Origin of the sequence: Streptomyces sp. NPDC046727 (genome assembly GCF_040645635.1) — a bacterium.
Taxonomy (GTDB): Bacteria; Actinomycetota; Actinomycetes; order Streptomycetales; family Streptomycetaceae; genus Streptomyces.
In genome coordinates this window covers 116,254-143,219 of the sequence record NZ_JBEYYR010000005.1, presented here as the reverse complement: position 1 = coordinate 143,219, position 26,966 = coordinate 116,254, and the positions used below count along the sequence as shown (strand labels likewise).

Annotated in this window: 24 protein-coding genes; 15 read left to right on the top strand and 9 right to left on the bottom strand. The window is 73.0% G+C overall.

Annotated features, from left to right (window positions below):
• Positions 1-31: 31 nt before the first annotated feature.
• Complete coding sequence (locus ABZ937_RS08040; protein WP_361687288.1) at positions 32-1,291, top strand: MFS transporter; 1,260 nt, start codon at positions 32-34, stop codon at positions 1,289-1,291.
• A gap of 21 nt (positions 1,292-1,312) precedes the next feature.
• Here the strand turns inward: ABZ937_RS08040 and ABZ937_RS08035 are convergent, their stop codons facing one another.
• Positions 1,313-2,590, bottom strand: coding sequence for a helix-turn-helix domain-containing protein (locus ABZ937_RS08035; protein WP_361687286.1), 1,278 nt, complete (start codon positions 2,588-2,590; stop codon positions 1,313-1,315).
• A 209-nt stretch (positions 2,591-2,799) separates the two neighbouring features.
• On the opposite strand from ABZ937_RS08035, the gene ABZ937_RS08030 reads away from it, so the two are divergent.
• Positions 2,800-3,840 carry an alpha/beta fold hydrolase gene (locus ABZ937_RS08030; protein WP_361687283.1) on the top strand — a complete coding sequence of 347 codons (1,041 nt, stop codon included), beginning with the start codon at positions 2,800-2,802 and terminating at the stop codon, positions 3,838-3,840.
• Positions 3,841-3,914: 74 nt separating this feature from the next.
• Here the strand turns inward: ABZ937_RS08030 and ABZ937_RS08025 are convergent, their stop codons facing one another.
• The gene (locus ABZ937_RS08025; RefSeq protein ID WP_361687280.1) at positions 3,915-4,928 is read right to left on the bottom strand and encodes a 5-methyltetrahydropteroyltriglutamate--homocysteine methyltransferase; all 1,014 of its coding nucleotides are present in this window, start codon (positions 4,926-4,928) and stop codon (positions 3,915-3,917) included.
• 237 nt (positions 4,929-5,165) lie between these two features.
• Here ABZ937_RS08025 and ABZ937_RS08020 point away from each other — a divergent pair, with 237 nt between their 5' ends.
• The gene (locus ABZ937_RS08020; RefSeq protein WP_361687277.1) at positions 5,166-5,624 is read left to right on the top strand and encodes a hypothetical protein; all 459 of its coding nucleotides are present in this window, start codon (positions 5,166-5,168) and stop codon (positions 5,622-5,624) included.
• A 130-nt stretch (positions 5,625-5,754) separates the two neighbouring features.
• Positions 5,755-6,567 (top strand): maleylpyruvate isomerase family mycothiol-dependent enzyme, encoded by an 813-nt coding sequence (locus ABZ937_RS08015; protein ID WP_361687274.1) that lies wholly within the window; start codon positions 5,755-5,757, stop codon positions 6,565-6,567.
• Positions 6,568-6,597: 30 nt separating this feature from the next.
• On the opposite strand, the gene ABZ937_RS08010 is transcribed toward ABZ937_RS08015, so the two are convergent.
• Positions 6,598-7,698, bottom strand: coding sequence for a PP2C family protein-serine/threonine phosphatase (locus tag ABZ937_RS08010; protein ID WP_361687271.1), 1,101 nt, complete (start codon positions 7,696-7,698; stop codon positions 6,598-6,600).
• A gap of 266 nt (positions 7,699-7,964) precedes the next feature.
• Here ABZ937_RS08010 and ABZ937_RS08005 point away from each other — a divergent pair, with 266 nt between their 5' ends.
• The 5 genes from ABZ937_RS08005 to ABZ937_RS07985 all read left to right on the top strand — a co-directional run bounded on the left by ABZ937_RS08005 (position 7,965) and on the right by ABZ937_RS07985 (position 15,829).
• Positions 7,965-8,681, top strand: a complete 717-nt coding sequence (locus ABZ937_RS08005; RefSeq protein ID WP_361687268.1) for an FCD domain-containing protein — start codon at positions 7,965-7,967, stop codon at positions 8,679-8,681.
• Positions 8,678-10,072, top strand: coding sequence for a hypothetical protein (locus ABZ937_RS08000; RefSeq protein ID WP_361687265.1), 1,395 nt, complete (start codon positions 8,678-8,680; stop codon positions 10,070-10,072). The genes ABZ937_RS08005 and ABZ937_RS08000 overlap by 4 nt, the downstream gene beginning before the upstream one ends.
• Positions 10,069-11,925, top strand: a complete 1,857-nt coding sequence (locus ABZ937_RS07995) for a GMC family oxidoreductase (RefSeq protein ID WP_361687262.1) — start codon at positions 10,069-10,071, stop codon at positions 11,923-11,925. The genes ABZ937_RS08000 and ABZ937_RS07995 overlap by 4 nt, the downstream gene beginning before the upstream one ends.
• A 448-nt stretch (positions 11,926-12,373) precedes the next feature.
• Positions 12,374-15,019 (top strand): SpoIIE family protein phosphatase, encoded by a 2,646-nt coding sequence (locus ABZ937_RS07990; RefSeq protein WP_361687259.1) that lies wholly within the window; start codon positions 12,374-12,376, stop codon positions 15,017-15,019.
• 9 nt (positions 15,020-15,028) lie between these two features.
• Entirely contained in the window at positions 15,029-15,829 is an 801-nt protein-coding gene (locus ABZ937_RS07985; protein WP_361687256.1) for an alpha/beta fold hydrolase, read from the top strand.
• Between the two features lie 10 nt (positions 15,830-15,839).
• On the opposite strand, the gene ABZ937_RS07980 is transcribed toward ABZ937_RS07985, so the two are convergent.
• Positions 15,840-16,790 (bottom strand): nitrilase-related carbon-nitrogen hydrolase, encoded by a 951-nt coding sequence (locus ABZ937_RS07980; protein ID WP_361687253.1) that lies wholly within the window; start codon positions 16,788-16,790, stop codon positions 15,840-15,842.
• A 293-nt stretch (positions 16,791-17,083) separates the two neighbouring features.
• Here ABZ937_RS07980 and ABZ937_RS07975 point away from each other — a divergent pair, with 293 nt between their 5' ends.
• A complete protein-coding gene (locus ABZ937_RS07975) occupies positions 17,084-17,974 on the top strand; it encodes a GNAT family N-acetyltransferase (RefSeq protein WP_361687250.1) in 891 nt (296 codons plus the stop codon).
• Between the two features lie 110 nt (positions 17,975-18,084).
• Here ABZ937_RS07975 and ABZ937_RS07970 read toward each other — a convergent pair whose 3' ends face one another.
• Both ABZ937_RS07970 and ABZ937_RS07965 read right to left on the bottom strand, forming a co-directional pair.
• Positions 18,085-18,582: a CBS domain-containing protein gene (locus ABZ937_RS07970; RefSeq protein ID WP_361687247.1), complete on the bottom strand. Its 498-nt coding sequence runs from the start codon at positions 18,580-18,582 to the stop codon at positions 18,085-18,087.
• 170 nt (positions 18,583-18,752) lie between these two features.
• Positions 18,753-19,673, bottom strand: a complete 921-nt coding sequence (locus ABZ937_RS07965) for a phenylalanine 4-monooxygenase (protein ID WP_361687244.1) — start codon at positions 19,671-19,673, stop codon at positions 18,753-18,755.
• 292 nt (positions 19,674-19,965) lie between these two features.
• Here ABZ937_RS07965 and ABZ937_RS07960 point away from each other — a divergent pair, with 292 nt between their 5' ends.
• Both ABZ937_RS07960 and ABZ937_RS07955 read left to right on the top strand, forming a co-directional pair.
• Entirely contained in the window at positions 19,966-20,424 is a 459-nt protein-coding gene (locus ABZ937_RS07960; protein WP_361687241.1) for a cyclic nucleotide-binding domain-containing protein, read from the top strand.
• Positions 20,425-20,591: 167 nt separating this feature from the next.
• Entirely contained in the window at positions 20,592-21,479 is an 888-nt protein-coding gene (locus ABZ937_RS07955) for a TIGR03619 family F420-dependent LLM class oxidoreductase (RefSeq protein ID WP_361687238.1), read from the top strand.
• Positions 21,480-21,560: 81 nt separating this feature from the next.
• Here the strand turns inward: ABZ937_RS07955 and ABZ937_RS07950 are convergent, their stop codons facing one another.
• On the bottom strand, positions 21,561-23,279 hold the full coding sequence (locus tag ABZ937_RS07950) for a GAF domain-containing sensor histidine kinase (RefSeq protein WP_361687235.1): 1,719 nt from the start codon (positions 23,277-23,279) through the stop codon (positions 21,561-21,563).
• A 315-nt stretch (positions 23,280-23,594) separates the two neighbouring features.
• On the opposite strand from ABZ937_RS07950, the gene ABZ937_RS07945 reads away from it, so the two are divergent.
• The 3 genes from ABZ937_RS07945 to ABZ937_RS07935 all read left to right on the top strand — a co-directional run bounded on the left by ABZ937_RS07945 (position 23,595) and on the right by ABZ937_RS07935 (position 25,414).
• The gene (locus tag ABZ937_RS07945; RefSeq protein ID WP_361687232.1) at positions 23,595-24,062 is read left to right on the top strand and encodes a pyridoxamine 5'-phosphate oxidase family protein; all 468 of its coding nucleotides are present in this window, start codon (positions 23,595-23,597) and stop codon (positions 24,060-24,062) included.
• A 109-nt stretch (positions 24,063-24,171) separates the two neighbouring features.
• Entirely contained in the window at positions 24,172-24,570 is a 399-nt protein-coding gene (locus tag ABZ937_RS07940) for an STAS domain-containing protein (RefSeq protein WP_361687229.1), read from the top strand.
• Positions 24,571-24,712: 142 nt separating this feature from the next.
• The gene (locus tag ABZ937_RS07935; RefSeq protein ID WP_361687226.1) at positions 24,713-25,414 is read left to right on the top strand and encodes a response regulator transcription factor; all 702 of its coding nucleotides are present in this window, start codon (positions 24,713-24,715) and stop codon (positions 25,412-25,414) included.
• 16 nt (positions 25,415-25,430) lie between these two features.
• Here the strand turns inward: ABZ937_RS07935 and ABZ937_RS07930 are convergent, their stop codons facing one another.
• Together ABZ937_RS07930 and ABZ937_RS07925 are read right to left on the bottom strand one after the other, a co-directional pair.
• A complete protein-coding gene (locus ABZ937_RS07930) occupies positions 25,431-25,874 on the bottom strand; it encodes a universal stress protein (RefSeq protein ID WP_361687223.1) in 444 nt (147 codons plus the stop codon).
• 155 nt (positions 25,875-26,029) lie between these two features.
• Positions 26,030-26,914 (bottom strand): universal stress protein, encoded by an 885-nt coding sequence (locus tag ABZ937_RS07925; protein ID WP_361687220.1) that lies wholly within the window; start codon positions 26,912-26,914, stop codon positions 26,030-26,032.
• Between the last annotated feature and the right edge of the window lie 52 nt (positions 26,915-26,966).

Genomic DNA, 26,966 nt, shown 5'->3' with positions numbered 1-26,966 from the left:
GCATTTCAGGACTGACAGTCAGGAGACGCGTGTGTCAAAAACCTCCCGGTACGGGCTCTTACGTGATCCGGACTTCAGGCGCTTGTCCGCCGCCACCGGGCTCGGCCAGCTGGGCGATCGCATCATCTTTCTCGCCTTGCCGATGGTCGCCATCGCCGCACTGGACGCTGACGAATTCCAGGTCGGACTGCTGGCCGCGACGACCACGGCGGGATCGCTCCTGGTCGGGCTGCCGGCAGGTGCGTGGGTGGACCGGATGCGGAAGCGATCGGTGCTGATCAGCACCGATCTTGTGCGGGCGCTGGTCCTGCTGACGGTACCGGTGGCCTGGTGGGCGGACCTGCTCACCCTCTCGTGGCTCTACACCGTCGCCCTGGTTCATGGAGTGCTCACCGTCTTCTTCGATGTCGCCTACGTCGCCTATCTCCCGCATGTGGTGGGGCGCGGCAATCTCGTGGAGGGCAACGCGAAGCTCTCCGCCATCCGCTCGGTGACCAGTATCAGCGGGCCGGCGGTGGCAGGGCCGCTGGTCGGCCTGGTCGGGGCCCCGGCGACCCTGTTGGCGAGTTCGGCCGGGATGGCGATGTCGGGGCTGCTGGCGCTCACCATCCGCGGACGCGAGCAGAAGCCGGCGCCGAGTGAGCGCCCTCATCTGGGCGGAGAGATCAAGGAAGGGCTGAAGTTCGTTCTCCGGCACCCCGCCCTGCGCGCCGTCATGCTGGGGGATGCGCTGTTCAACCTCTTCCTGGTCATGTATCAGACCATGCTGCTGGTGTTTCTGGAACGGGACATGGGACTTCGGTCCTTCGGTATCGGGCTCGTCCTGTCGGGAATGGGGTGCGGTGCGCTGCTGGGCGCCTTGTCGGCGACCGCCCTCTCGAAGCGGATCGGGCAGGGGCCGGTCATCTGGCTCGCGCCGCTGGTCACCTGTCCGCTGACCGTCCTGATGCCGTGGGCCCGGCCGGGTTGGAGCGTGTGCGTGGCCGCGATCGGCCTCTCGGCTCTTTCCCTGGGCGGAGTCGTCCGCGTGGTGGCCCAGTCGAGCTTGCAGCAGGCCCTCACCCCGGATCGGCTCCTTGGCCGGACGAGCGCGACGGCCCGATTCGTGTCCTGGGGCGGCATTCCCCTGGGAGGACTTCTCGGCGGAGCCTCGGGCTCGGTGTTCGAGGCCAAGGCCACCTTGTGCATCGGCGCGGCCGGAATGACGTTGAGCGTCCTCCCCGCCTTCCTGTCACCGCTGCGCGCCATGCGCACACTGCCCACGGAGAGGGCGACGGAGCCAGTGGGCTGAGCCGTCGCGGCAGGGCGGCTCTCACTCGGCCGACGGCATCCGCGCACCGCGTGTCGGTGTCAACGCCCGTGTGCGCAAGGCCAGCAGGGCCTCGAAGCGGAAGGCGGGGTCGCTCAGCCGGTCTCCGAACAGCTCCTCCAGCCGTCGTAGCCGCTTCCGTGCCGTCTGGGGATGGATGTCCAGCGCCCGTGCCACCTCGGGAGCCGTACGGCTCCACGACATCAGCAGGGCGTCGAGCGTCTCCGCCAGCCGTGCGGCCCGTCCCGGCGGGAGTTCCCGCAGGACACCCAGCACCCGGTCGCCCAGCAGTCGTCCGATGTGGATCCCGTGACGCAGATGTGCCTCCGCCAGCCCGTCGCCCGCGCTGACGAACGCGCCGGCGCCGGCCGACGCCACCCTGTTCGCGGAGGAGGCATGACCGGCCAGCATCAGGCGGGCGCAGTGCAGTGACACCCAGGCGTCCCGTGGTGGCACCGGGGGCCCGAGCGCCGCGGTCCGCCCGCGAACGGCCCTCCGCAGCCGCTCCACCGTCCCCTCGCTCTCCGGGTCCGGGACGATCAGGACGAGGTCGGCGCCGTGTGTCACGGCGAGGATCTCCGCGCCTCGCTCCTGCCCGAGCCCGGACAGCCGCCCGGCACCGGCGGCCTGACGCACCAGCAGGCACGCGACCGCGTCCGGCAGGGGCCATTCCGCCTGCCGGGCCAGGCTCTCCACCTTGTCCCGGTGTGCGGCGCGCTGTTGGTCCAGCAGGCAGGCGGCCAGTGTCCGCCGGCTGCGCTGGAGCCCGCCCTCCGCCATGGCCTGGGCGGCGGCGTAGCCCTTGACCGACTCGTTCGACAGGACGTTGATGTGGGTCAGCACCGCCTCGTGCAGGGGCATCACCACCTCCAGCGGCAGCGACGCGGACCGCGCGGTCTCGGCGTAGAGCCGCGCTCCGACGCGCGCGCCCACCCGGAAGGCGGCCTGCAGCGCGTCGGTGGTGCGCCCGTTGAGGAACTCCAGCCGGCCCAGCGTGCGGAAGTGGTGGACATGGTGCTCCTGCCGGCTGTGCGGTTCCTCGGTCAGCTCCACGAACTGACCGATCGCCCGGCGCACGGATCCGGCGAGGTCCCGACCCAGCGCGGAGTCGAGGGGGCGGCGGTAGGCGGGCACCTCGCCCCTGATGACGTCGATCATGTCCGTGGCTATGGCGTCGATCCGGGGACGGAGCACGACGGCGAACCCCGGCGGGAGTTCACGCCAGGGACGGCGGGTGAACACCTCGTCCGGCACCTGCATCGGCATCGCCTCCTTCGCCACGCCCGCCAGCGTGCCCGGCGGTGTCCCCCTGTTGCGTCGCCGTCACGCAGAAGTGTCATGCAGGTGACATCTTTTGCCCGGCGTGCGCGACATCCCTGGTGCCGGGCCCGGCCCGGAGTCCAGCGTGATCCCGATGCTACGCGCCGGTAATACCCGTGGCTCCGCCGTGCCGCGGACCGTGCCGGCGCCCTGGGACAAGGAGATCGAGCATGAACGGCAACGGGACCACACCCCTCCGTCCGCGCGACCGCCGGCACGCACGGCGCCGGCGCGGACTGACCGCGAGCGCGACGGGCCTGGCGGTGACCCTCGGCCTGGGCCTGGCCTCCCTGCCCGGCAGCCATGCCATGGCGTCGCCGGACCCGGCAGGCACCCGCACGTCATCGACCGCGGCGGACACCCACCAGCGGAGTACTGGTCCGGCCGATGCCGTCAGCGAACCGCAGGGGCCCGAGCAGACCGGCTTCTCGGCCGCGTTCCGGTACTCCCTCACGCACCCCACGGCCGTACCCGCCGGCGCGAACGACTGGTCGTGCCGTCCCGGACCGGCCCATCCGAACCCGGTCGTATTGGTGCACGGCACCTTCGAGAACCGCTATGCCAACTGGGCCGCGCTCGCCCCGAGACTGCAGCGGGCCGGGTACTGCGTCTACGCGCTCAACTACGGCGCCGCCGACGCCGCTCCGCTGAAGGCGACCGGTGACATGGTCGCCTCCGCCGGACAGCTCGCCTCCTTCGTCGACCGGGTGCGGACCGCGACCGGCGCGGCGAAGGTGGACCTCGTCGGTCACTCCCAGGGCGGGATGATGCCGCGCTACTACATCGACAGACTCGGGGGTGCGGCCAAGGTGGCCAGGCTCGTGGCACTGACCCCGCCCAACCACGGCACCACGTTCCAGGGACTGGGCCTCCTGGCGCGCGCGATACCGGGAGCCGACGTACTTCTCGGCGTGTCCTGCAGAGCCTGTGAGCAGCAGGTCGTCGGCTCCGACTTCCTCAAGGACCTCAACGCCGGCGGCGGCACCGTCCCGGACGTCGGCTACACCGTCATCGCCACCGTCCACGACCAGGTGGTCACGCCGTTCACCTCGTCGTACCTCACGCCGGCGGCCCACGTCAGCAACCAGACCGTACAGACGTACTGCCTCACCGACGACAGCGACCACATCGACATCAGCTACGACCCGGTCGCCACCCGTCTGGTCCTCAACGCCCTGGATCCGGCGGAGGCCGAGCGTCCCGCCTGCTGAGGCCGGGACCGTGAAGGCCGCGCCGACCACCGGTCACATCACTGTGGCCGTGGCCGGCGCGGCCGTGCTCTCCCCTAGGATCCGACTCCCAGCTCCGCCGCGGCGAGTCGGGTGCCTTCCACCCGAGCGCCGATCTTGGCGAACGCCGTCTCCCGCGAGGTGGAACGGTCATCGGCGAACGGTGCGAAACCGGCGTCGTCGCACGTGCCGAGCCGGTCCACCGGGATGTGGCGGGCAGCCTGCAGCACGCGATCGCGTACCTCCTCGGCCGTCTCCACGCGCGGGTCGATCGGGTCGGTCACTCCGACGAAGACACGTGTCCCGGGCGGCAGTTGGTCGGCGATGACGGCCAGGACCCGGTCCGGGTCGGGCTCACTGGCCAGTTGCAGATAGAAGTTGCCGACGGTGAGCCGGAACAGCTGCGGCAGCAGGCCGTCGTAGTCGACGTCGAGGCTGTGGCTGGAGTCCTGGTCGGCGCCGGGGCCGCTGTAGATCCCGATCCTGGCGCGCTCTGCCTCGGTGAAGCGGGACAGCACCTGGTTGTTCAGCTGGATGAAGTCCCGCAGTACCTGGCCGCTCGGGTCCAGCTTGAGCGCCAGGCGGCCCTCCTCGAAGTCCAGCTGCACGACGTGCGCGCCCGCGTCCAGGCAGCCGCGGATGTCCGCCTCGGCTTCGTTGACCAGGTCGTCGATGAACTGCTCGCGCGAGTAGCCGGGGATCCCGCTCGGCGGGTAGAGCAGGCTCAGCGCGGAGGGGGCGACGACGGCCTGCTTCACCGGGCCGGAGGCGTACCGCTGTGCGACCCGCAGGTACTCCTCCGCGTGGGTCTTGTAGCGGAACGGGCCGGACGTGAGGGCGGGCAGCTGCCGGTGGTGCCCGTCGGCGAACGGGATGACGATCCCATCGGCGGACAGGTTCGGCACCCCCTGGATCGGATAGGTGAGGAAGCTGGGCTTGGTCTGCTCCCCGTCGGTGACGACCGGGGAACCGGTCGCCTGCAGACGCTCGATGGTGTCGCGGACGGCCTCCGCGCCATCCAGGCCGTCGGAGCGCGGAATGCTGCCAATGGGTTCGGTGGGGATGGTCACAGCGGCAGCGTAGAAGCGCACATGGGGCGGATCCCGTACCCGAGACGATCATTCGCCCGTTCGGCTGACGGTCGGACAGGCGGCACGCGGAGCTTCCGACTGGTTCCTGAACCCTTTGCACCGTGCGGAATCGGCCATTCCCGAGCAGGAAAAGAGTCCGAAGGGAACGCTCCGCCCGGATTTGATCTCCTCTCATGCAGGCTGACGAGCCCTCACCGGAGAGGAAGGAACCCTGCCGTGAACCGTCGCCGCATCGCTGTCGCCGCCGCGCTCGCGTCACTGGCCGTGGCCGGCTGCTCGTCGGGCAGGGACGACGCCGGATCCGCTGTCTCACCGACTGACGGTGCACGCGAGGCCGTCACCGACTACATCTCCGCCCTCAATGCCCGCAGCGCGACCGGACTCATCCGGATCGGCGGAGTGAGGGACGAGCCGTGGTCGCGACGAGAAGCAGCACAGATCCTCGCCGACAAGGGCGGACGAAGCTGGAAGGTCAGCGACCTCGAAATCGACCAGGACATGGGACCCGACACCGGCAGCGCCCATCTCTCCGCCACCGACAAGGCGGGCAAACCCATGAACGACACCTTCACCGTGATCCGTGCCGAGGGCACGTGGCACGTCGTCGTCTTCAGCGGGCAGCCCGCCGCGCCCGGGAAGACGCCGGCCTCGACCGCCGCACCGACAGCCTCCTGAAGGGCGACCACGGACGGCGCGTCGTGCGACACGGCGAGCGGAGGCCGGCGCCGATTTGTCTTTGAGTGGACTCCAACCCCCACACTGATCACGACGGGGATCCGGGCCAAGGACAGAACGGCAGCAACACATGGCAACGACGAGCAGGGCCGGGCATCCTCTGCCGTACGGCACGTACCGTGAGGCGATCGAGCGGGAGACCCGGCGTTTCGCCGACACGGTGCGGGGCGCCGACCCCGCGGGCGCCGTGCCCTCCTGCCCCGACTGGACGCTGGCCGATCTCACCGAGCACGTGGGTACGGCACAGCGCTGGTTCTGCGCGCTGCTGACCCGGCGTGTGCAGGAGCCTCCGCGCAGCCGCGATGTGGAGCTGGGTCTGCCCGAACGCGCGCAGGACTATGCCGACTGGGTGGCGGGCGGGGCGCCCGGGGTGTCGGCCGTGCTGCGGGAGACGGATCCCCACGAGGCGATGTGGGCCTGGGGAGAGGACCAGCACGCGCGGTTCTGGGCCCGCCGGATGCTCTTCGAGACGCTGGTGCACCGAATGGACGCGGAGCATGCCCTCGGCCGCGCGTCGGACGTCGACCCCGTGCTGGCCGCGGACGGGGTGGACGAGTTCCTCGTCAATCTGCCGTACGCGGGGCTCTTCGCCCCCGAGGTGACGAAGCTGCGCGGCGACGGGGAGATCATCGCGTTCCGGTGCGCGGGGCCCGACGGCGCCATCGGCGAGGAGTGGCGGGTGCGGCTGGACGGGGACGGGTTCCGGTTGCTGCCGAACAGCGGGAGCGACACGGAAGCCGAGGCGAACACGGCGGCGGTGCGCGGGCAGGCCGCGGATCTCCTGCTGCTGCTCTACGGGCGTCGGTCGCACCGGGACCCCGCCTTCAGCGTCTCGGGGGATGTCACGGTCCTCGACCGCTGGTTCGCCCACACGGCGTTCTGATCCGACCGGGGCGGGCTTCACGACCCGTGCTCATCCGACCGGTGTCGGAGGCGGCACGGGCGGCTGGTCGGCGGGGAGGCGGACGGCGAGCGCGGCGATGTCGTCCGCCAGACGGTCGCCGCTGAAGTCCAGCAGGTCGTGGTGGAGTCGCTCCAGGAGTACCCAGGGCGGCAGGACGCCCCAGGAGCGCAGGCGCTGGAGCAGGGGGTAGAAGGCGCCGGTCGCGTCGCGTGTCTCCGTGATGCCGTCCGTGTACAGCAGGAGCTGGTCGCCGGGCAGGAACGAGTAGTCGTCCACGTGGTACGGCTCCCCCAGCAGCATGCCGAGGTTGAGCGGCGGAGCCGAGCGTCCTCGGTCCAGTTCGCGCACCTCGCCGGAGCGGATGCGGATCGGGGGCGGATGGCCGCAGTTGACGACGTGGATCAGCGGGGTGTCGGCGGGGATCTCGACGAAGACGGCGGTGACGAACCGCTCGGCCACCTCGCTTCCGCCCAGATGCGTCGCCCTGCGGGCCATGCTCGTCTCGACCCGGTCGGCCAGGGCGGGAAGGGCCCCTTCGTCATGGGCCGCCTCGCGGAACGCGCCGAGCAGGGCCGCGGCGGTCTCCACGGCCAGCAGCCCCTTGCCACGGACGTCACCGATGAGCAGCCGGACGCCGTACCGGGTGGGGACGGCCTCGAAGAGGTCCCCGCCGATGCGCGCCTCCGCGGCGGCCGACAGGTAGAGGCTCTCCAGGTGGAGGCTGCCGATCCGGTGGGGCACCGGTCTGAGCAGGACCCGCTGGGCGATGTCGGCCACGAAGCGCACGTCGGCCAGCGTGCGTTCACGGCGGATGCGGTGTGCGGCGACGATGGTGCCGAGGGCGCCCACCAGTGCGGTGCAGACGTAGGAGGCCACGTAGTGGCGGTCCCACAGATAGCCGACCGACCGGCCGGCACAGCACGCAGTGCCGGCCAGGATCCCTTCCATGAAGACGGCGAACGCGGCGGTGCCGGCCACGACGACGGGCCCGTGGGCGAAGGCGGTCACCAGCGGCAGGGCGATCAGCGCGAAGCTCACCGGCCACTGCACGGGCGTCACGGGCTCCAGCAGCAGAAGGACCACGACGTACAGGACCGGCAGCCACCGCATCCACGCCGGAGGTGCCGGCAATTGCGTCCGGGCTCCGGCACCGTCCTCCGGCTCTCGACCGGTATGACCGGGCTTCGGCATACGTGGTCTTCGCACACGGACTCCTGTCACAGGAACTCGACAAGACGTCCAGCCTGGTCCGCCGGGCCGCGGCACGCCGGTGATTGCTCCACTCAACGGCATGTTCCGCCACGGCCATTGACTCTCCCGGCAGCTATTGGTTGAGTGGCTCAGCCACTGAACCACTGCGTCGTTGGAGGGCCTGGGTGGAAGCACTGCCACGCGAGACGATCGTCGACGTACTGGAGCGGAAGCTGCGCGAGGACATCCTCGCCGGGCGTCACCCGGCCGGCAGCTATCTGCCTCCCGAGCGCGAACTCGCCGACGGGTTCGGGGTCACCCGCACCACGCTCAAGCACGCGTTCGGCCGGCTGGTGCAGTCCGGTCTGCTGGAGACGCGCCACGGTGTGGGGACGCGCGTACGGGACTTCCTGCGCCTGGGCGGGGCCGATCTGCTGCCCATGCTGGTGCGTCACAGCCCCGACTGGATCGGGGAGATCTTCGAAGTCCGGCGCGGCATCGGCGCGTTGATCGCGGAACGTGCCGCGGCCCGGGCCACCGCGGAACAGGTCACCGAGCTGCGCCGGCTGCTCACGGCCGTGGGGGACGCGGACGGCGGCGATCCGGCACAGCTGGCGGACGCCGAGGTGCACCGGGCCCTGGCCCGGGCCACGGGGAACCGCGTGTACGTGCTGCTCACCAACACCTTGTTCAACGCGTACATGCCGGTGCGTGCCGCGCTGGTCGGACCGTTCGAGGACGCCCGGGCCGCGCGCGACCGCCTGGCACCGGTCGTCGAGGCCGTGGCGGCCGGCGACCAGGACGCCGCACGCACCGCCGCGGGACACTATCTGTCGGCGACGGAACGCATCATGCTCGAAGGGCTCGCGCGCTCCGGCGGACGCCGGGGGGATGCCCGATGACCCCGCGCGGCACGACGTTCCGGGAGACGATGCTGGGCCGGGTCCGGCTGGCCGGCGAGGACGCCGACCGGCCGGTGCGGCTGGATCTGCTGGCCCGCGCCGACAGCCTGCTGCTGCCCCACCGTACGACCCGGGCGCGGCTGACGGGACGGATCCGGATAGCCGGCCGGGCCGACGACGCGGAGGCCGAGGGCGAGTTGGAGATCTCGCCGCTGGCGCGCCGCAGGATCCGCTACCGGCTCGGCTTCGACCTGGCGGGCCGGCGGCTGCTGCTGGACGGCTGGAAGTCGGTGTCGCTCACGCGTCCCGTCTCCTCGATGACCGTACTGCCGTACACCCTCTACGAGGACGGCGAACGCGTCGGCCAGGGCACCCTGCGCTTCCCCCTCGCCACCGGTCTGCTGCCCTTCCTCGCCGGCTTCCGGTTCCCCCGGGCGGCCGTGCCCGCCGGCGACCGTCACCTGGCGCCGCGCTGGGACGGTGCTCCGGGGCGGACCGAGGTCTGGTACACGACACTGACCGATCCGGCGACCGGCAGCGGAGTCTGGCTGCACCACGAGGTCGTCGCCCCGCGCGACGGCGCGCCCGCCTACGCGCACGGCTGGGTCGCCGTCTTCCCCAAGGACGGCCCGGCCGAGCACGCCCGCTTCGGCCCCGTCCCCTGGACGGGCGGGTCGCAGGGCTTCACCGCCGATGACATCAGCGCCACCCCAGGTCACCTCACCGGGTCGGCCGGACCATTCGCCTGGGCGCTCACCGAGGAGCCCCAGGGCCCGCCTCTGCACACCTTTCCGCGCTGGTCCTGGCGCCGCCCCTGGCTGCCGGCCTCGCACATGCTGCCCGCCGCCCGGGCCCGGTACAGCGGGACCGTCCGCAACGGCGCCGACGAGCTGCGGCTCTCGGACGCGCCCGGCGCGAGCGCCCGTATCTACGGCCACGGCAACGCCCGCCGCTGGGCCTGGCTCCATGCCGACCTGGGCGGCGGTGACGTCCTGGAGATCGTCGCGGCGGTGTCGATGCGGCGCGGACTCGACCGGCTGCCGCCGCTGGTGTTCCTGCGCCTGTACCGCGACGGCCGCGGCTGGCCCCGGCGGGTGGAACGGGCCGCCGTGGGCTGGGCGGGCGTCGGCCGGTTCCGCGCGGACATCGGTCTTCCGCGGTGGCGGGTCGAGGGCCGCGCGGGTCTGCGTCGTATCCGGGTGACGGTGACCCAGCCTCCGGAGGGGACACTCGCCCTCGACTACACCGACCCCGACGGTTCCGCCGCGGTGTGCCGCAACAGCGAGCGGGCGGACGCCGAGGTGCGCCTGGAGCGCTGGTGGGGCCGCTGGCGGCCGGAGGGGACATGGCGGCTGTCCGGCACCGCGCACGCGGAGGTCGGCGACCGATGAACCCGTCTCCCCAGGCCCTGACGGGACTTGTGGCCGCCGTCCTCGCCGACGACGGGACCGAGGAGTGGACCAGGGCCGTCCCTCGGCGCGTCGCCGCCCTCCTCGACGTCATGCCGGCTCCGGCACGCACCGCGGTACGCGGCGCGGCCACGGCGATCGACGCCTACGCCGTCGCCCGCACGGGCAGGCGGCTGGCCGCGCTCGGCCCGCGGGAACGGGAGCGTGTCATGGCGTCGCTCGCCGCGCGCCGGGCCCTGCTGCCGCTCCTGGACGCGGTCAAGGTGCCGTTGCTGCTGGCCGCCGGCACCGAACGGATGCTGCACCGCGGCCCCACGCCTTCGGTGCCGGCCCCCGAGGACCCGCCGCTCGACTGCACGCCCTCCCACGACTGGCCCACGCGTTCCACCGCCGACGCGGTCGTCGTCGGATCGGGCGCCGGCGGCGCGATGGCCGCCCGCACACTGGCCGCCGCCGGTATGCGCGTGGTGGTCCTGGAAGAGGGCGAGCACCACTCCACCGCGTCGTTCGGGCGGCGGGCCCCGCTCGACCGCTTCGTCGACCTGTACCGGGACGGCGGCGCGACCATCGCCGTGGGAAGCCCTCCGCTGGTCCTGCCCGTGGGCCGTGCCGTCGGCGGGACCACCGTCGTCAACTCCGGTACGTGTTACCGCACGCCGGACCACGTCGTCGTCCGCTGGCTCAGCCGGTACGGCTTCACGGCCGCCGAGGGCTTCGCCACCCATCTGGACGAGGTCGAACACGCCCTCCAGGTGGCACCGCAGCCGCTGGACGTCCTCGGCGACAACGGGCTCCTCGCGCTGGCCGGGGCCAGGCAGCTCGGCTGGGCCGCCACGCCGCTGCGGCGCAACGCCCCGGGCTGCCGGGGCTCCTGCCAGTGTGTCGTGGGCTGCCCGACGGGTGCCAAACAGAGCGTCCAGCTGTCCGTGCTTCCCGATGCCTGTGCGGCGGGCGCCCGCATCGTGACCGGCGCGCGGGTACGGCGGATCCTCACCGACCGCGACAGGCCGGGCGGGCCACGGGCCGCCGGGGTGCTGGCCCGCCGCCCCGACGGCAGCGAACTGGAGATCCTCAGCCCCCTGGTCGTGGTCGCCGCCGGGGCGCTGCACACACCACCGCTGCTGCGCCGCTCCGGCCTGGGCGGACACCCGCGGCTCGGCCGCAACCTCAGCGTGCACCCGGCCCTCAGCGTCGCGGGCCGCTTCAGCCGCCCGGTCACCGGCCGGGCCGGCGTCCTGCAGAGCGTCGGAGTCGACGAGCTGCGCGCCGACGGCATCCTGATCGAGGCCACCGCGGCACCTCCGGGCATGAGCTCCTTCGTCCTGCCCGGCATCGGCCGCGAGCTGCGCCGCGAACTGGAGCGGACGGAACGACTGGCGACCCTCGGCGCGATGATCGCCGACCGGCCCTCGGGCCGCGTCCTCGGCCGCGACCGCCCGCTGCCCCGCTACGACCTCGCGGCGCGTGACGCGGGCCGGCTGCTCCGGGCCCAGCGGGCCATGGGGCGCCTGCTGTTCGCCGCCGGCGCCGAGGAGGTGCTGACGGGCGTTCCGCATGCCCCGCGCGCACGCACCCCTGCCCAGTTGGAGGCGCTGCTCGACACGGTGACCGCGCGCCATCTCCATGTATCCGCGTTCCATCCCACGGGCACGGCGGCGGCCGGCGGCGACCCCGAGCGGTCACCGGCCGACCCCGAGGGGTGGTTGCGAGGTGTGCACGGCGTACTGATCGCCGACGGCTCCGTGCTGCCGAGCTGTCCGGAGGTGAATCCTCAGCTGAGCATCATGGCCGCGTCGCTCGCCGTCGCCCGGCGGTGCGTGGGCCGGGGTCGGTGACCCGGCGGCGGGCGGCGCGCCAGGCAGCGTGACACGGCGTCGGCGTTCGGTGTCGCCGGCGATCCGCGCCGGCAGGCCCAGGCCGGTCATGACGCCCTGACCACCCAGGTCTTTGGCCCGGACGCCGCGCACGCCGCAGCGGGCCGCGCGCGTCCTGCTGCGTGAGCGGACCTGAGAGACGGCGCGTGCCATGCGGGGGTGAGGGGGCCGCGCGGCTGTCCTGCGCAGCGCCGGTGTCCCCCGGGCGCCGCCATCCGAGGCATCCCGGTCGCCGATCACGGAGCTGCGGTGTTAGAAAGGGGAGATGCGCGGACGTTCCCGCCGAACACGGGCGAGAGCGGCTCCGCCGCCCGGCACAGGGTGGTCATCCGATCCGTCCCGTAGTCAAAGGCCCTGGCCGTCACGCGGACGCCGCCTTTCGCCGTCCCTCAGCGTCCGCACGCTCGCCATGCAGGTCTTTCTGCTGCAGGCGCTGATCATGCTGGTGCTGGTCGCGGTGGGGGCCTCCGCTCTCCTGGTGCAGGGGCGGTACGACGCCGAGCGCAGCGCCAGGGACCGCTCACTGGCCGCGGCGGAGTCGTTCGCGCACGCGCCCGGAACGGCCCTCGCCCTGCAGTCGCCTGACCCGACGGCCCGGCTGCAGCCGGCGGCGGAGCAGGCCCGGAAGGGTTCCTACGTCGACTTCATCAGCGTGCTGGACAAGCACGGGATCCGGCTCACCGACTCCGACCCCGCCCTGATCGGCACGAAGGCCCAGGGCGTCGGCCGAGCCGCCGCGGGCGAGACGTTCACCGAGACGTACCACGGCCGGCCCAGCGACGCCGTGCGCGCGGTCGTACCCGTGACGGATGCGAGCAGACGTGTCATCGGCATGGTCGCCGCCGGCATCCGGTACGCCAATGTGGGCCACGTGCTGAACCGGCAGCTGCCCCTGCTGCTCGGCGCGGCGGGGGGCACTCTCGTCCTGGCGACCGGCGGCGCCGCTCTGGTCAGCCGCCGGCTGCTGCGGCAGACCCACGGACTCGGCCCGGCCGAGATGACCCGGATGTACGAGCACCACGACGCCGTGCTGCACGCGGTACGCGAAGGGGTGCTGATCGTCGGCGGCGACGAGCGCGTCCTGCTCGCCAACGACGAGGCACGCCGGCTGCTGGACCTCCCCCAGGACGCCGATCGGCGGCTGGTGACGGAACTGGGGCTGGGAGCGGCTCTGACCCGGTTGCTGGGGAGGGGCGAGGCCGCCTCCGACGAGGTCATCCCGGCCGGGGACCGGCTGCTCGCGGTGAACGTCCGGCCCACCGCCCCGTACGGCGGCGCCCAGGGGCTGGTCGCCACCTTCCGTGACACCACGGAGCTGCGGGCCCTGTCCGGGCAGGCCGAGCTGGCGCGGGGCCGGCTGTCGTTCCTGTACGAGGCGGGCACGCGGATCGGCACCACCCTCGACGTACGGCGTACGGCAGAGGAGCTGGCCGAGGTGGCCGTCCCCCGTATGGCCGACTTCGTCACCGTGGAGCTGCTCGACTCCGTGCTGCGCGGCGAGGAGCCCACGAGCGCGGTGCACGAGATGCGGCGTACGGCGCTGCGCGCGTCGCAGGCCGGGCATCCCTTGCAGCCGGTGGGCGACGTGATCCGGTTCGTGATGGCCGACACTCCGATGGCGGCGGCCCTGCGCCGGGGCAAAGCCGTCCTGGTGCCGGACCTGAACACCGCCGAGGACTGGCGGGCGCAGGATCCCGAGGGGGCGCGGCGGGCCCTGGACTACGGCATCTGCTCACTGATCACGGTGCCGCTCCGGGCACGCGGGGTGATCCTCGGCATGGTCGACTTCTGGCGCCGTACGGGCTCCCCCCGCTTCGAGGAGGAGGACGTCGCCGTCGCCGAGGAGCTGGTGGCCCGGGCGGCCGTCGCGATCGACAACGCCCGCCGGTACTCCCGCGAGCACGCGATGGCGGTGACACTGCAGCGCAACCTGCTGCCGCTGGGCCTCCCGGAGCAGGACGTGCTGGAGATCGCGTCGCGCTATCTGCCGGCGCAGTCCGGTGTGGGCGGCGACTGGTTCGACGTCATCCCGCTGCCCGGGTTCCGGGTGGCACTCGTCGTCGGTGACATCGTGGGGCACGGGATGCAGGCCGCGGTGACCATGGGACGGCTGCGTACGGCCGTGCTGAACTTCTCCTCGCTGGACCTGGCCCCGGACGAGCTGCTCGGGCATCTCGACGAGATGGTGACGCGGCTGGACACGCAGGCCGCGACCGCCGCCGACGACGACCGTATGCCGCTCACCGGCGCGACCTGCCTCTACGCCATCTACGATCCGGTCTGCGGGCGCTGCACCCTCTCCCGCGCCGGGCACCTCGCGCCCGCCGTGGTGGATCCCCAGGGCAGGGTCACGTTTCCCGAGGTTCCCCTGTCGCCGCCCCTGGGCGTGGGCGGGCATCCCTTCGAGGCCGGCGAGCTGGACCTGCCCGAGGGCAGCCGTCTCGTCCTGTTCACGGACGGTCTGATCGAGAACCGCGGCCGGGACATCGACGAGGGCCTGGAACTGCTCGCCTCGACCATCGCCCACACGGACCGGACACCGGACGAGACCTGCCGCGCCCTCGTGCAGGCGATGCTTGCCGGGCATCCCACCGACGACGTGGCGCTGCTCGTCGCGCGGACCCGGCGGCTCAACCCCGCGTGCGTCGCGACCTGGGACGTCCCGTTCGATGTCACGGCCGTGCCCCAGGTGCGCGGCGAGGTGGGCCGGCAGCTCGCGGACTGGCAGCTGGAGGGGGTGGCGTTCGCCACGGAGCTGATCCTCAGCGAGCTCCTCACCAACGCGATCCGCTACGGCGCTCCGCCCGTACATGTCCGACTGCTGCTGGGCCGTACCCTGATCTGCGAGGTCTCGGACGGCAGCAACACCTCGCCCCGGCTGCGGCGCGCCGCCACCACCGACGAAGGAGGCCGAGGTCTGTTCCTCGTCTCCCAGTTCGCGGACATCTGGGGGACCCGCTACGCGGCGCGGGGAAAGGTCATCTGGGCCGAACAGACACTGGACCACGCCGCGGAACCCGACATGTCGGCCCTGTTCGACGTCATGGAACTCTGAAGGAGCACGATGACCGACACCGACGCGCTGCCGCACGCCTTCGCGCGCGCCGCGGACGGCACCCCGCTCGCGTACCAGCGTCAGGGCGCGGGCTTCCCGCTCGTGCTCCTCGCCGGGCAGGCCAACAACCACCACTGGTGGGACGGCATACGCGAGGACTTCCACGGCTCACACAGCACGATCACCCTGGACACCCGGGGCACGGGCGCCAGCGGAAGACCCCCGCAGGGCTATGCGACACAGCAGTTCGCGGACGACGTGATCGCCGTCCTGGACGGTCTGGGCATCGAGCGCGCCGACGTGTACGGCACCTCCATGGGCGGGCGGGTCGCCCAATGGGTCGCCGCCCGCCATCCGGGGCGGGTCCGGCGCCTGGTGCTCGGCTGCACCTCGCCCGGCGGACCGCACGCCGTCGAACGGGACGCCTCGGTACGGCGCGCGCTGGCCCAGCCCGACCCGGAGGCCGCCCGGCAGGCTCTGATCGACCTCATGTACTCCCCCGGCTGGCGCACCACCCACCCGGGCCCCTATCAGACCCTCGGCGACCCGGACATGCCGCCGCACGCCCGCCGGGGTCACCTGCTCGCCAGCAACCGGCACGACGCCTGGGACGCCCTGCCGAAAGTCACCGCGCCGACTCTGATCCTGCACGGTGACCAGGACCGGATGGCCCCGCCGGCCAACCTCTCCCTGCTCGCCGACCGTATCCCCGACGCCAGGACGCATCTCTTCCCCGGTGCGCGGCACGCGTACTTCGAGGAGTGCCGTGCCGAGGCGAGCGCACTGGTGTCCGCGTTCCTCACGGACTGAGGCCCCGGCTTCAGCGGCGGTCCCCCCCGGGGCCGTCCACCCCGGCAACGGACGTGTGGGCGGACTCGTCGACGTGGAGGGTGAAGACGTCGGGCCGGGCGTAGTGGCCCGTGGGGTCGAAGTCGAAGCGGGCGCGGGCGAGGTCGTCCAGGTCCAGTTCGGCGGTCAGGACGCCCTCGCCGTCGCGCAGCGGCCCGGCCAGGACCTCGCCGAGCGGGGAGACGATCACGGAGCCGCCCCCGATCAGCACGGTGTCGGGCGCGTCGCCCTGCACGGGGTGGAGGTCGGCGGGCAGGGCGTCACGGCGCAGGTACTGGCCGGCGCCGAGGACGAAGCAGCGGCCCTCCAGGGCGATGTGCCGCAGGGTTGCCTGCCAGGCGTCGCGGTCGTCCACGGTCGGCGCGCACCACAGGTCGACGCCCTTGGCGTACATCGCCGTACGGAACAGCGGCATGTAGTTCTCCCAGCAGATCGCGGCACCCAGGCGGGCGGTTCCGGTGTCGACGACGGGCAGGGTGGAGCCGTCGCCCTGACCCCACAGATAGCGTTCGGCGGCGGTCGGCATCAGCTTGCGGTGCAGGCCCAGGTAGCCGTCGGGGCCGAAGAAGAGCGCCACGCAGTACAGGGTGCCGCCCTGGCGTTCGACGGCTCCGACCACGGCGTGGCAGCCCAGTTCCCGGGTGAGGCCGGCCAGGGCGTGGACCTCGGGGCCGGGGACGTCGATGGCGGCGGCGTGGTAGCGCCGGAAGAGGTCGCGGCCGGCCGGGGTGCGGCTGCCGACCGTGATGCCGAAGTCCAGGCCCTTGGGGTAGCCGCCGAGGAACGCCTCGGGAAGGACGACGACCTCGGCGCGCCGGCCGAGGACCGCCTCACGGATCAGCTCCTGGGCACGTCCGAGCGCGGCGGGCGTGTCGAACAGCGGGGCGGCGGCCTGGACGACGGCCGCGGTCAGAGTCGTCATACCGGCGAGAGTAGAAACAGCCCTGCGTCCGAGCCAGGGCGCGACCAGTGCCACCCTCGGCCGGTTGCGGAAGCTCTTCGGCGCCCGCGAGGACCGGCCGGGACGGGATCGCCCTGGACGGCGCCGAACTCCACTGTCCGCTACCCGAGTTGACCGAGGAGCCGGCACCCTCGCCGTCACAGCCCTGACCCGTGACCGACCGCCGGCCGGCCCGATCCGCACCGCCCCTGGAGACAAGCATGCTGGTACGCGCTCTTTCCGCACGCGATGCGGCACGTGCTCTCGACTGCACGGTGAACGAACCGATCGACTGGGTCGGCCCCGACCAGTTCCACGACGGGCTGAAAACCCGGCGCTACCGGCCGGAGTGGACGTGGGTCGCGGAGGACGGCGAAAGGCTCCTCGCCCGCGCGGTGTGGTGGGGCCTTCCGGACGGCACCCACCCGCTGGTGCTGGACTGCCTGTACGTGCACGAGTCGGTCGGCGACCGCCGGCAGCTCGCCGCGCACCTGATCGCCTCGGCGCACCAGCGGTTTCACGAGCAGGGCATGACCACCGTGCCCGAGTTCCACCTCTTCTCGCGCAACGACGCGCCCGCCGAGGAGACGGCAGCCGCCGTCGGCTGGCGGATCGAGGCCGCCGCGGCGGCCGGCCTCACCGACGTCCTGCGCAGGCTGCGCTTCGAGTGGACGGCCGACCGGCGGCCGCCCGCGACCCCCGCGCGGCTGGTGTTCCGGCCCGAGCCCGACGACGAGGTGTTCGCCGACGCCTTCCAGCAGGTGGCCGAGGGGAGTCTCGACACCACGACCCGGCGCGCGGTCGCACGGCACGGCGTGGCGAAGGCGGCGCGGGACGACCTGGCGGGCTACCGGGCCATGCCCGGGCAACGGGACTGGTGGCGCCTGGCCCACACCCCGGACGGAGCACTCGCCGGCCTCGTCGTTCCGTCCCGCAACGCCAAGAACTTCGTGGTCGGCTATCTCGGTGTGGTCCCGTCCCTGCGCGGTCGGAGGTACGTGGACGAGCTGCTGGCGCAGACGACCCGGATCCTGCTCGACGCGGGGGCCCGCCGGGTGGCGGCGGACACCGACGCGACCAACCTTCCCATGGCGGCTGCTTTCGGCCGCGGCGGCTACCACAACTTCGCCTCCCGGACCGTGCTCTCCGCCCCTGCCGACAGCTGAACGGCCCGCCAACGTTTCAGCGGTCAGCGGGATTTCGTCATCACCGTTCCGGTGGCCGGCCGCTCCCGCGAGGAACTCAGCCCGACGATCGGCTTCCTCGTGAACACGCGCTACGGGATGGGGATGCCGTATTGCCGGCCCTGTCGACGCGGTGGCAGCCCCGGGAGCGTGGCGCGCGGGCACGGCGGCTCCTGCGCCGGCCCCGCGTGCCCGTGCAGGCCGGCCGCGGCGGCCACGTAGTCCTGCGCCGTGAGCAGGCCGGTCAGTCGTCCGTGCGGATCGGTGACCGGCAGTGCGTCCACCTGCTCCTCCGTCATCACGGCCGCCGCGCGCAGCGTCGACTCCTCGGGATGGACCGTGACCGTGCGGCGGCCGTGCACGAGGTCGCGCACCCTGCGGCGGGACAGTGTCACCGCCGGGTCCGCGCAGGCGACGGCGAGTTCGGCGCGGTCCAGCACACCGGCGCAGCAGCCGTCCTGGCGGACCACCGGCAGATGGCGCTGCCCGGACCGCTCGACCACCTCCCAGGCCATGAGCACGGTCTCGTCCTCGCTGATCGAGTACGGCGTCCCGTTCATCACGGCGCCGACCGATAGCCTCTCCTCCACGGCTGCCTCCTTCCGGTCAGCCCCGACCGAGCCGGGCCCGTCACCGGTGGTCTGCCCCGGGACGGCCGGGCGGCGGTGTACGCGTCCTCCTCCATCTCACTCTCATACGGACCGTTCGGCACGCGGTACGGAGGATGCCGACGCGCGCGGACGGGAGCGCCGGAAGAGGTTCATCCCGGCAGGGGGTGGTCCGGGCGTGCCATGAAGCCGCGCTCGGACAGTGCGGGCAGGCCCAGGCGCGCGCGGGTGTCGTCGTCGAAGTCGTCCAGGAAGCCGTGGAGGAGGTCCGCCAGGCGGGGCAGCGGGTCGACGGCGTACAGGACCGCCTGGTAGCCGGCGACCTGGTAGGGCAGGCGCAGCATGTCGGGGATGTCGAAGGGCCGGATGCTCGCACGGGGGAAGTAGCCGAGTTCGCCGTAGGACGAGAGCAGCGCGGCCCCGTACGCCTTGGGGCTGCCGTTCTCCCAGGCCACGCCGTACTCCAGGGTGAACCAGTACAGGCGGCTGATCAGGTCCAGGGCGTCGTGCGACTCCACGCGGGCGGCGGCGCGGCCGACGGTGCGGTACAGGTCGGCGAACCACGGGTCGCTCAGGTGGGTGCCGTGGCCGAACACGTCGTGCAGGACGTCCGGCTCGGGGGTGTACAGGGGCATCGCCTGATGGCGGACGTACTGCACCGCGTGGAAATAGCCGTCGGCCATGGCCCCCAGGAACCGCTTGTTCGGCACGATCCCGCCGGCCAGCGTGAAGCGGAAGCCGGTCAGCGCCTCAAGGTGGTCCGAGACCTCCTCGTGCTGCGGAACCCGGTCCGCCGGGATCGGCGCCATGTCCCGGGCCCGCAGGACCTCCTGGCAGGCCCGCCGCTGCTGCGCGTCGACCAGCGCCGCGTGGACCGTGCGCCAGGTGGCGTGCTCGGCGTCGGTGTACTCCACGCTCGGGGACGGGGCGCCGACCGGGTGCCCCTCGGCCGCGGCGGCCACTTCGTCCCGGCGGCGACGGTAGGCGGTGTCGGCGAAGCCGGGATGCTCCTCGGCGGGGCCCAGCCGGCTGTCGTGCGGGTCCAGTGGGGTACGGCGCAGCCAGTCGATCACCGAATTCCTCCGTACGCTCGACCATTCCCTGAGGCGGTGCGGCAGGGCACGGGGCTCATCCTGGCAACTGCCCGGCCGCCCCACTCGCGACGCGCCAGGCGAGGCGGCCGGGGCCACCGGTGCGGCCGTTGCCGATGGGCCGCCAGGTGCCGACGGTGCCGAACCCGGGCACGGCGCGTGCTGCGCGCACACGCCGGGGCCGAAGGACCCCCGGCCGGGCCCGAGTGGCCCGTGGTGAGCCGGGCCGGACGCGGCCAGGCTGGCAGCACAACCCCTGAAGGGAGCCGGTGCGATGACCTCCGCCACCACCCTGTCCATGGCTCTTGAGCCGGTGCAACGCGAACGGTTGATGCGCCTTCCCCGCGAGGCCTCCTTCGCGGCCGGGGCCCGCCTGTTCGAGGAAGGCCGGCGCGCCGACCACTTCTGGATCGTCCGCACCGGCACCGTCGCCCTCGACCTGCGGGTGCCCGGCCGCCGGCCCGCCGTCATCGAGACCCTCGGGCAAGGCGAACTGGTCGGCTGGTCGTGGCACTTCCCGCCGTACCTCTGGCACCTGGGCGCCGAGGCGATGAGCCCGGTGCGGGCCTGGGAGTTCGACGCCGGGACCGTCCGGGCGATGTGCGCCGAGGACCCCGGGTTCGGCCGGGCCATCGCCGTGTGGGTCGGGCGCGTGGTCGCTCAGCGGCTGCACGCCTCGCGGGTGCGGCTGCTCGATCTCTACGCCCCGTACGGCAGCGGCGGTCAGGTCTGACCGCCGTGCCCGGCACCGCCGACCGTGGCCGGTGCGCCGTGGGGCGCGGCACGACGTCTCCGGTGTCTCTCGGCGGATGAATCGTGCCGGTGGGGACGTTGGGTGGGGTGGCGGGGCAGGCCGGTGGCCGTCCCGCCACCACGAAACCGTCACCGAAAGGTCTCCCGATGTCCCTGTTACGCCTCGGTGTCTCCCTTCAGCCGCGCTGGCCGCTCGACGACGGAACCGCCGTGCTCCGTGCCGCGAGGCACGCCGAGGACCTGGGCTTCGATCATGTCGCGGTCGGCAACCGCCTGTTGGACAGCGGTTTCGGTCTCGACACCGATCCCCTCGTGCTGCTGTCGGCCGTCGCCGGTGCGACCAGGCGCCTGCGGCTGCTGACGTCCGTGCTCGTCGCCCCGTACTATCCGGCGCTGGTGCTGGCCAACCAGGCGGCCACGTTGGACGTCGTATCCGGGGGCCGGCTGGTGCTGGGGGTCGGCACCGGATGGAATCCGGACGAGTTCGACGCCGTCGGCGTGCCCTTGCGTGAGCGCGGCGCGCGCACCGACGATCATCTCGCGGCGGCATGGGCGCTGTGGCGGCAGCGGCCCGCCGATTTCGAGGGGCCGTTCACGACAGTGCGCGCCGCGCGTCTGGGAGTTCCCCCGGTCACCCCCGGCGGCCCTCCGGTGTGGGTCGGCGGCCACAGCGACGTCGCCCTGCGCCGTGCGCTGCGGTTCGGCGACGGCTGGTACGGCTCCGGCGCCGACGCCACGGAGGTCACCGGCGTGCGCCGCCGACTGCGCGAACTGGCCGCGGACACGGCGGACGCCGACCGCCTCACGCTCGCCTCGGCCGCCTTCCTCACCCCGCCCGGCATCCCCTCGGAGGTGCCGTCACCGGGTCGGGCTCTCGGGGGCGCCGCGCCCAGCGCCGCGAGCGTGGCCGACGACCTCGGACGGCTCGCCGAGGCAGGGCTCACCGCCGCCACCCTCTGGCTGCCCGTCGCGGCGGACCACCTGGAGAAGGCGATGGAGTGGATCGCGGCCGAGGTCATGCCACAGCTCGCCTGAGGCCGCGGGTTCCCGGGACGCGGCTCCCCGTACAAGGGCCCGGCACGCTGCCGCGCGGGCCGGCCCGTCGTACTCCCTCCGCTACTCGGCGGGCAGCGGGACGCGCCACTCCAGCGTGGTGCCGCCGCCGTCGGGGCTGGTCACCTCCAGCCGTCCGCCGAGCTTCGCCGCCCGCTCGGCCATGTTGCGCAGGCCGCTGCGGCGGCCGTCGGGCGCGAGGCCCACACCGTCGTCGGAGACCTTCAGCGACACCTCATGGCCGTCCGTCGTCAGGACGACCTGGGCCCGGCCGGCGTGGGCGTGCCGGGCGACGTTGGTGAGGGCCTCGGAGAGCACGGCCATGATGTGGTCGGCGATCTCGGCGGGCACGTCGGTGTCGAGCAGGCCCTCCATGCGCACGCTGGGCGCGAAGCCCAGCACGGGGGCGGCCTCCCCGGCCGCGCGGACGGCTCTCGAGCGCAGCCCGCTTCCGGCGGCGCCCGACCGCGCCCGCAGCCCGAAGATCGTCGACCTGATGATCTTGATGGTCTCGTCGAGGTCGTCCACGGCCCGCAGCACCCGCTCGGAGGCCTCGGGATGCTCGATGAAGCGGCCCGCGCTCTGCAGGGTCATGCCCGTGGCGAACAGCCGCTGGATGGCCAGGTCGTGCAGGTCCCGGGCGATGCGGTCGCGGTCCTCCAGCAGCGCGATCTGCTGGACGTCCTGCCTGCGCTCGGCCAGCTCCATCGCGATCGCGGCCTGGGCGGCGAAGCCCTGCAGCATCTCGGTCTCCCTCTGGAGGAAGACCGGCCGGCCCGCTTCCCGGGCCACCATGACCACCCCTCGCACCCCGCCCGCGCCGGTGCCGATCGGGACGGCCACTGCGGGGCCGAGTCCGCCGAAGCGCGGGGGCTCTTGCGAGATCCGTGGGTCGTGGACGACGTCGTCGCTGGTGACGGGGGCGGTCGCGGTGTACGCCAGCCCGATCAGGGTCTCGTGCACGGGCAGCACCAGTCCCCGGTGAGCGTCCGCGTCCACTCCGACGGCGATCTCCACGGTGAGCGACTTCGCGTCCTCCATGGGCAGGGCCACCGCCGCCAGGGCCGAGCCGGAGATGTCCCGGGCCCGCTCGGCGATCAGGCCGAGGGACTCTGCGCGGTCGCTGCCGGACATCAGACTGTGGCTGATCTCCGCGTTCGCCAGCAGCCAGCGCTCCCGCAGCCGGGAGTCCTCGTACAGGCGGGCGTTGTCGATGGCCACGCCGGCGGCCACGGCCAGCGTGGAGAGGACCGACTCGTCCTCCTCGTCGAACTCCAGCCCGCCGCGCTTCTCGGTGAGGTACAGATTGCCGAAGACCTCGTCCCGGACCCGGATCGGGACGCCGAGGAAGCTGCTCATCGGCGGGTGGCCGGGCGGGAAGCCGTACGAGGCGGGGTGTCCGGAGATCTTCGCGAGCCGGAGCGGCTGCGGGTGCCGGATCAGCTCGCCGAGGATGCCGTGGCCTTCCGGGTAGGGGCCGATCGCGGCGATCTGCTCCTCGCCGACGCCCACCGTGTGGAAGCCGGACAGGCGCTTGCCGTCCGGTCCGATGACGCCGAGCGCCGCGTACTCGGCGTCCACGAGCACCGCGGCCGCCTCCACGATGCGGTGGAGGGCCTGCTCCAGGTCCAGTTCCCGGCCGACGGCGAGGACCGCCTCCAGCAGACTGTGCACCCGGTCCTGCGTGCTGCGGGCCGCGTCGATCCGGGCCTGCAGCTCCTCCAGCAGCTCGTCGAGCTTCAGCTGCGGCAGGCGTACGCGGGGCTCCTCGGGGCTTGTCACCACATCTCTCCAGGTCCCGTAGGCAGGCGGACCCGGCACGACGGGTCGTCTCCACCGTATCCGTCGCCCGCCGGGGCCGATACGCCGGGTCGCCGGCCGGCGGCCCACCGGTGGGGGTGAGCGCGGCACAGGACGTCCGACCCTCGACGGGGGCCGAACGGCACTGGGGAAGCGCGCGACCGTGGACGAGAGTGGAGCCAGGAGCGGCACCGGTCCTCCCCCGTTCGGTGCCGCTCCGCCCGCACGGCGCCGTGGCGGGCACCGGGCGCCGCATCCGAGGAACCCAGAGCCCCCGCACGCGCGAAGAAGCCGGCCATGACCCGTCCGTACGATCCCCCGCACCGCAGTGTCGACCTGGACCGGGCCGAGGCACTGCGCCTGCTCGGCAGCGTGCCGCTGGGCCGGGTCGTCTTCACCCGGCGGGCACTGCCGACCGTCCGCCCGGTCAACCACATCCTGGACGGCGGTGACATCGTGATCCGTACGCACGAGGGCGCGGCCCTGACCTCGCACGCCCGTCAGGGCGACACCGGCGGCGTGGTCGTCGCCTACGAGGCCGACGCCATCGACCCCGACACCCTTCTCGGCTGGAGCGTGGTGGTCACCGGCTACGCGCACCTGGTCACCGATCCCGCCGAACTGACCCGTATCCGGGGGCTGCTGGAGCCCTGGGTGCCGCAGCAGGGGACGGACCACGCGGTCCGCATCCGCCCCGAACTGGTCACGGGTGTGCTGCTGACCGGGGCGGACGAGGCGCCGGAACCGACGGCGCAGAACCACTGAGGGCGTGTGGGCCGGGGATCCGGTACGAGGCCGTGTGGTGCGCCGTACGAACCGAGGAGGGGCCGAACGGCCCTTCCGCCGGGACCGGCGCCCGCGATTGGCTCTCCCCATGCCCAAGAACGACACGGCCCGCGTGTCAGAGCGCCACTCCGCGGAGGATGTGGTCGTGGCGGCCCACTGTGTGCCGGGCGGAGCGACCGTCGTGTCCCTGCGCGGTGAGATCGACGTGCTGACCGTGCCCGCGCTGACGGAACGGCTCGACGCGCTCACGGCACGGCAGCACCCCGATCTGGTGCTGGACCTGCGGCCGGTCACGTTCATCGACTGCGCCGGGCTCGGGATCCTGTGCCGCACGCGCAACCGGACCCTGGCCCGGCAGGGCCGGCTGCGGCTGGTCACCGACAGTCCGCGCTTTCGGCGGGTGCTGCGGGCCACGGGACTGACGGGCGTCTTCGAGATGTGCACGCGCCTGCCGCAGCCGCTGCCGGCCCCCAGCGGCTCCTCGTAGCCCGCGTGGTGTCACCGTGCCGTGCATTTCCGGCGCGGTACTTCGGGGCCGTTCGGCCCTAGTCCGTGCGGCCCCGGGGGACGGATGATCAGCCCCGTGGACAGCCCGTAGCCTGTCCTTCCCCGGGGAACGAGAGGTCGTCATGGCCGAGACGCGCAGCTTCACGGAGCAGGACCCGATCCGGGTGTTCCTGCTGGACGACCACGAGGTGGTACGGCGCGGCCTGGCCGATCTGCTCGACGCCGAACCGGACATCTCCGTGGTCGGGGACGCGGACACCGCCGAGCACGCCCTGGTCCGCGGCCCTGCTCTGCGCCCGCACGTGGCCGTGCTGGACGTCCGTCTCCCCGACGGCGACGGCATCTCGGTCTGCCGTGAGCTGCGCAGCCGGATGCCGGAGCTGGCGTGTCTGATGCTGACCTCGTTCGACGACGAGGACGCCCTGCTGGACGCCATCATGGCCGGCGCCTCCGGCTATGTCCTGAAGCAGATCAAGGGCTCCGACCTGGTCTCCGCGGTACGCACGGTCGCCGCGGGGCAGTCGATGCTCGACCCCGCCACCACGGCCCGCCTCATGCGCTCCCTGCGGGCCGACCCGGCCGAGACCCCGTCGGTGCCGCCCGAGCTGGCGGGCCTGTCGCCGCGTGAGCGGGACATCCTCGCCCTGATCGGCGACGGCCTGACCAACCGTGAGATCGGCAAGAGGCTGTACCTGTCGGAGAAGACCGTCAAGAACCACATCTCGCGGATGCTGGCCAAGCTCGGTGTGCAACGCCGGGTCCAGGCGGCGGTGCTCGCGTCCCAGCTGGAGCCGCTGGTGTCCCGGGAGCGCCAGGACCGCTGAGGGCACCGACTGCCGCTCAGTCCTCCTCGGAACGCACGATCACCACAGGGCAGCTCGCGTGGTGCGACACGTGCTGGCTGACCGAGCCGAGCAGGGCGCGCGCGAACCCGCCCCTGCCCCGGCTGCCGACCACCACGGCCTCGGCTCCCTCCGCGGCCCGCAACAGCACGTCGGCGGGGTTGCCGTGCACCACGTGGGTCCGGACCGAGCCGGCCGCGTCCGCGCCGAGCACGTCGGTCAGCTCCTTCCGCATCCGCTGCCGGGTCTCGTCCTCGTCGACATCCATGTCCACGGCGGGGGCCGACCAGCCGTACAGGCCCGGCAGTTCCCACACCGCGACCGCGTCCACGACGCCGCCGACGAGGCCCGCGTACCGCACGGCCCAGCGCAGCGCCGCGTACGAGGCCGCCGAGCCGTCGATGCCGACGATCACCCGGGGTTCGGAGCCATCCTTGTCCATGCGTCCCACCTCTCCGATCGGCCCCCGTTCACTTCCACGCTGCATGCGGTGCCGCGATCTCGCCACGGCAGCGCCTGCGCGGCGCTGCGGGCGGCGCAGGACGTGGTCTCGCTCGCACGTGGTCCGCGGGGGATCCCGCGCAGCCGCCGCACGTCTCAGGTCGCGGGCACGCGTGGCCGCTGTGGCACGATCGCCACGGGGCACTGGGCGTGATGCAGCAGCGTGTGGCCCACCCGGCCGAGCTGGAGGCCGAAGTGGCCCGTCCTGTGGTGCGCGCCGATGACCACGAGATCGGCGGCGGCCGACCGGTTCAGGAGGACCTTGCTCGCCGGCCCCTCAAGCGCCGATCGGCGGGCGTCCACGCGCGGATACTCGGCGCTGAGGCTGCCCAGTGACGCGTCGAGCAGTGCCGAGGCCCGCGCGTCGGCCGCCGGTTCGCCCGCCCGCGCCCGATCGCCGCTCGCCTCGTGGGCGGGGCGTCGCCAGGCGCGTACGGCGTCCAGGGTGCAGTGCCGGACGTCGGCCTCGCGGAAGGCGAACCGCAGGGCATCCGTGCCGGTGTCGGCCTCCCCGACGCCGAGCAGGATCCGCCCATGCGTGCCGGCCAGGCCCGCCTGATCACCTCGCACGACCACCACGGGGCAGTGCGCCCGGGCCGCGACGGCCAGACTCACCGAGCCGAGCAGCAGCTCCTTGAGCCGACCACGTCCGCGCGACCCGGTCACCAGCGCGAACGCGCCGTTGCTCTCGTGCACGAGGGCGACCACGGCATCGTCCGGGAGGATGTCGGTGGTGACCTTGACATCGGGGTTGCGCCGCTGGGCGCGCTCGGCCGCGGAGGCCACGATCTGCTCTTCCAGCATCTGCTCGGAGGGGAGCTCGCCTTCGGTCACCGGCAGGGCGCGTTCGTACCGTTCCCAGCGGGAGGCGTAGACGAGCCGCAGTGAAACACCGTGCCGGATGGCCTCGTCGACGGCCCAGTCGACCGCGAGCAGACACGCATGCGATCCGTCGACGCCCACGACAAGAGGGAGTGTCATCGTCCCCACCGCCTTTCACGGTGCTGCCACGCGGTGCCGCACAGGGGGGTGA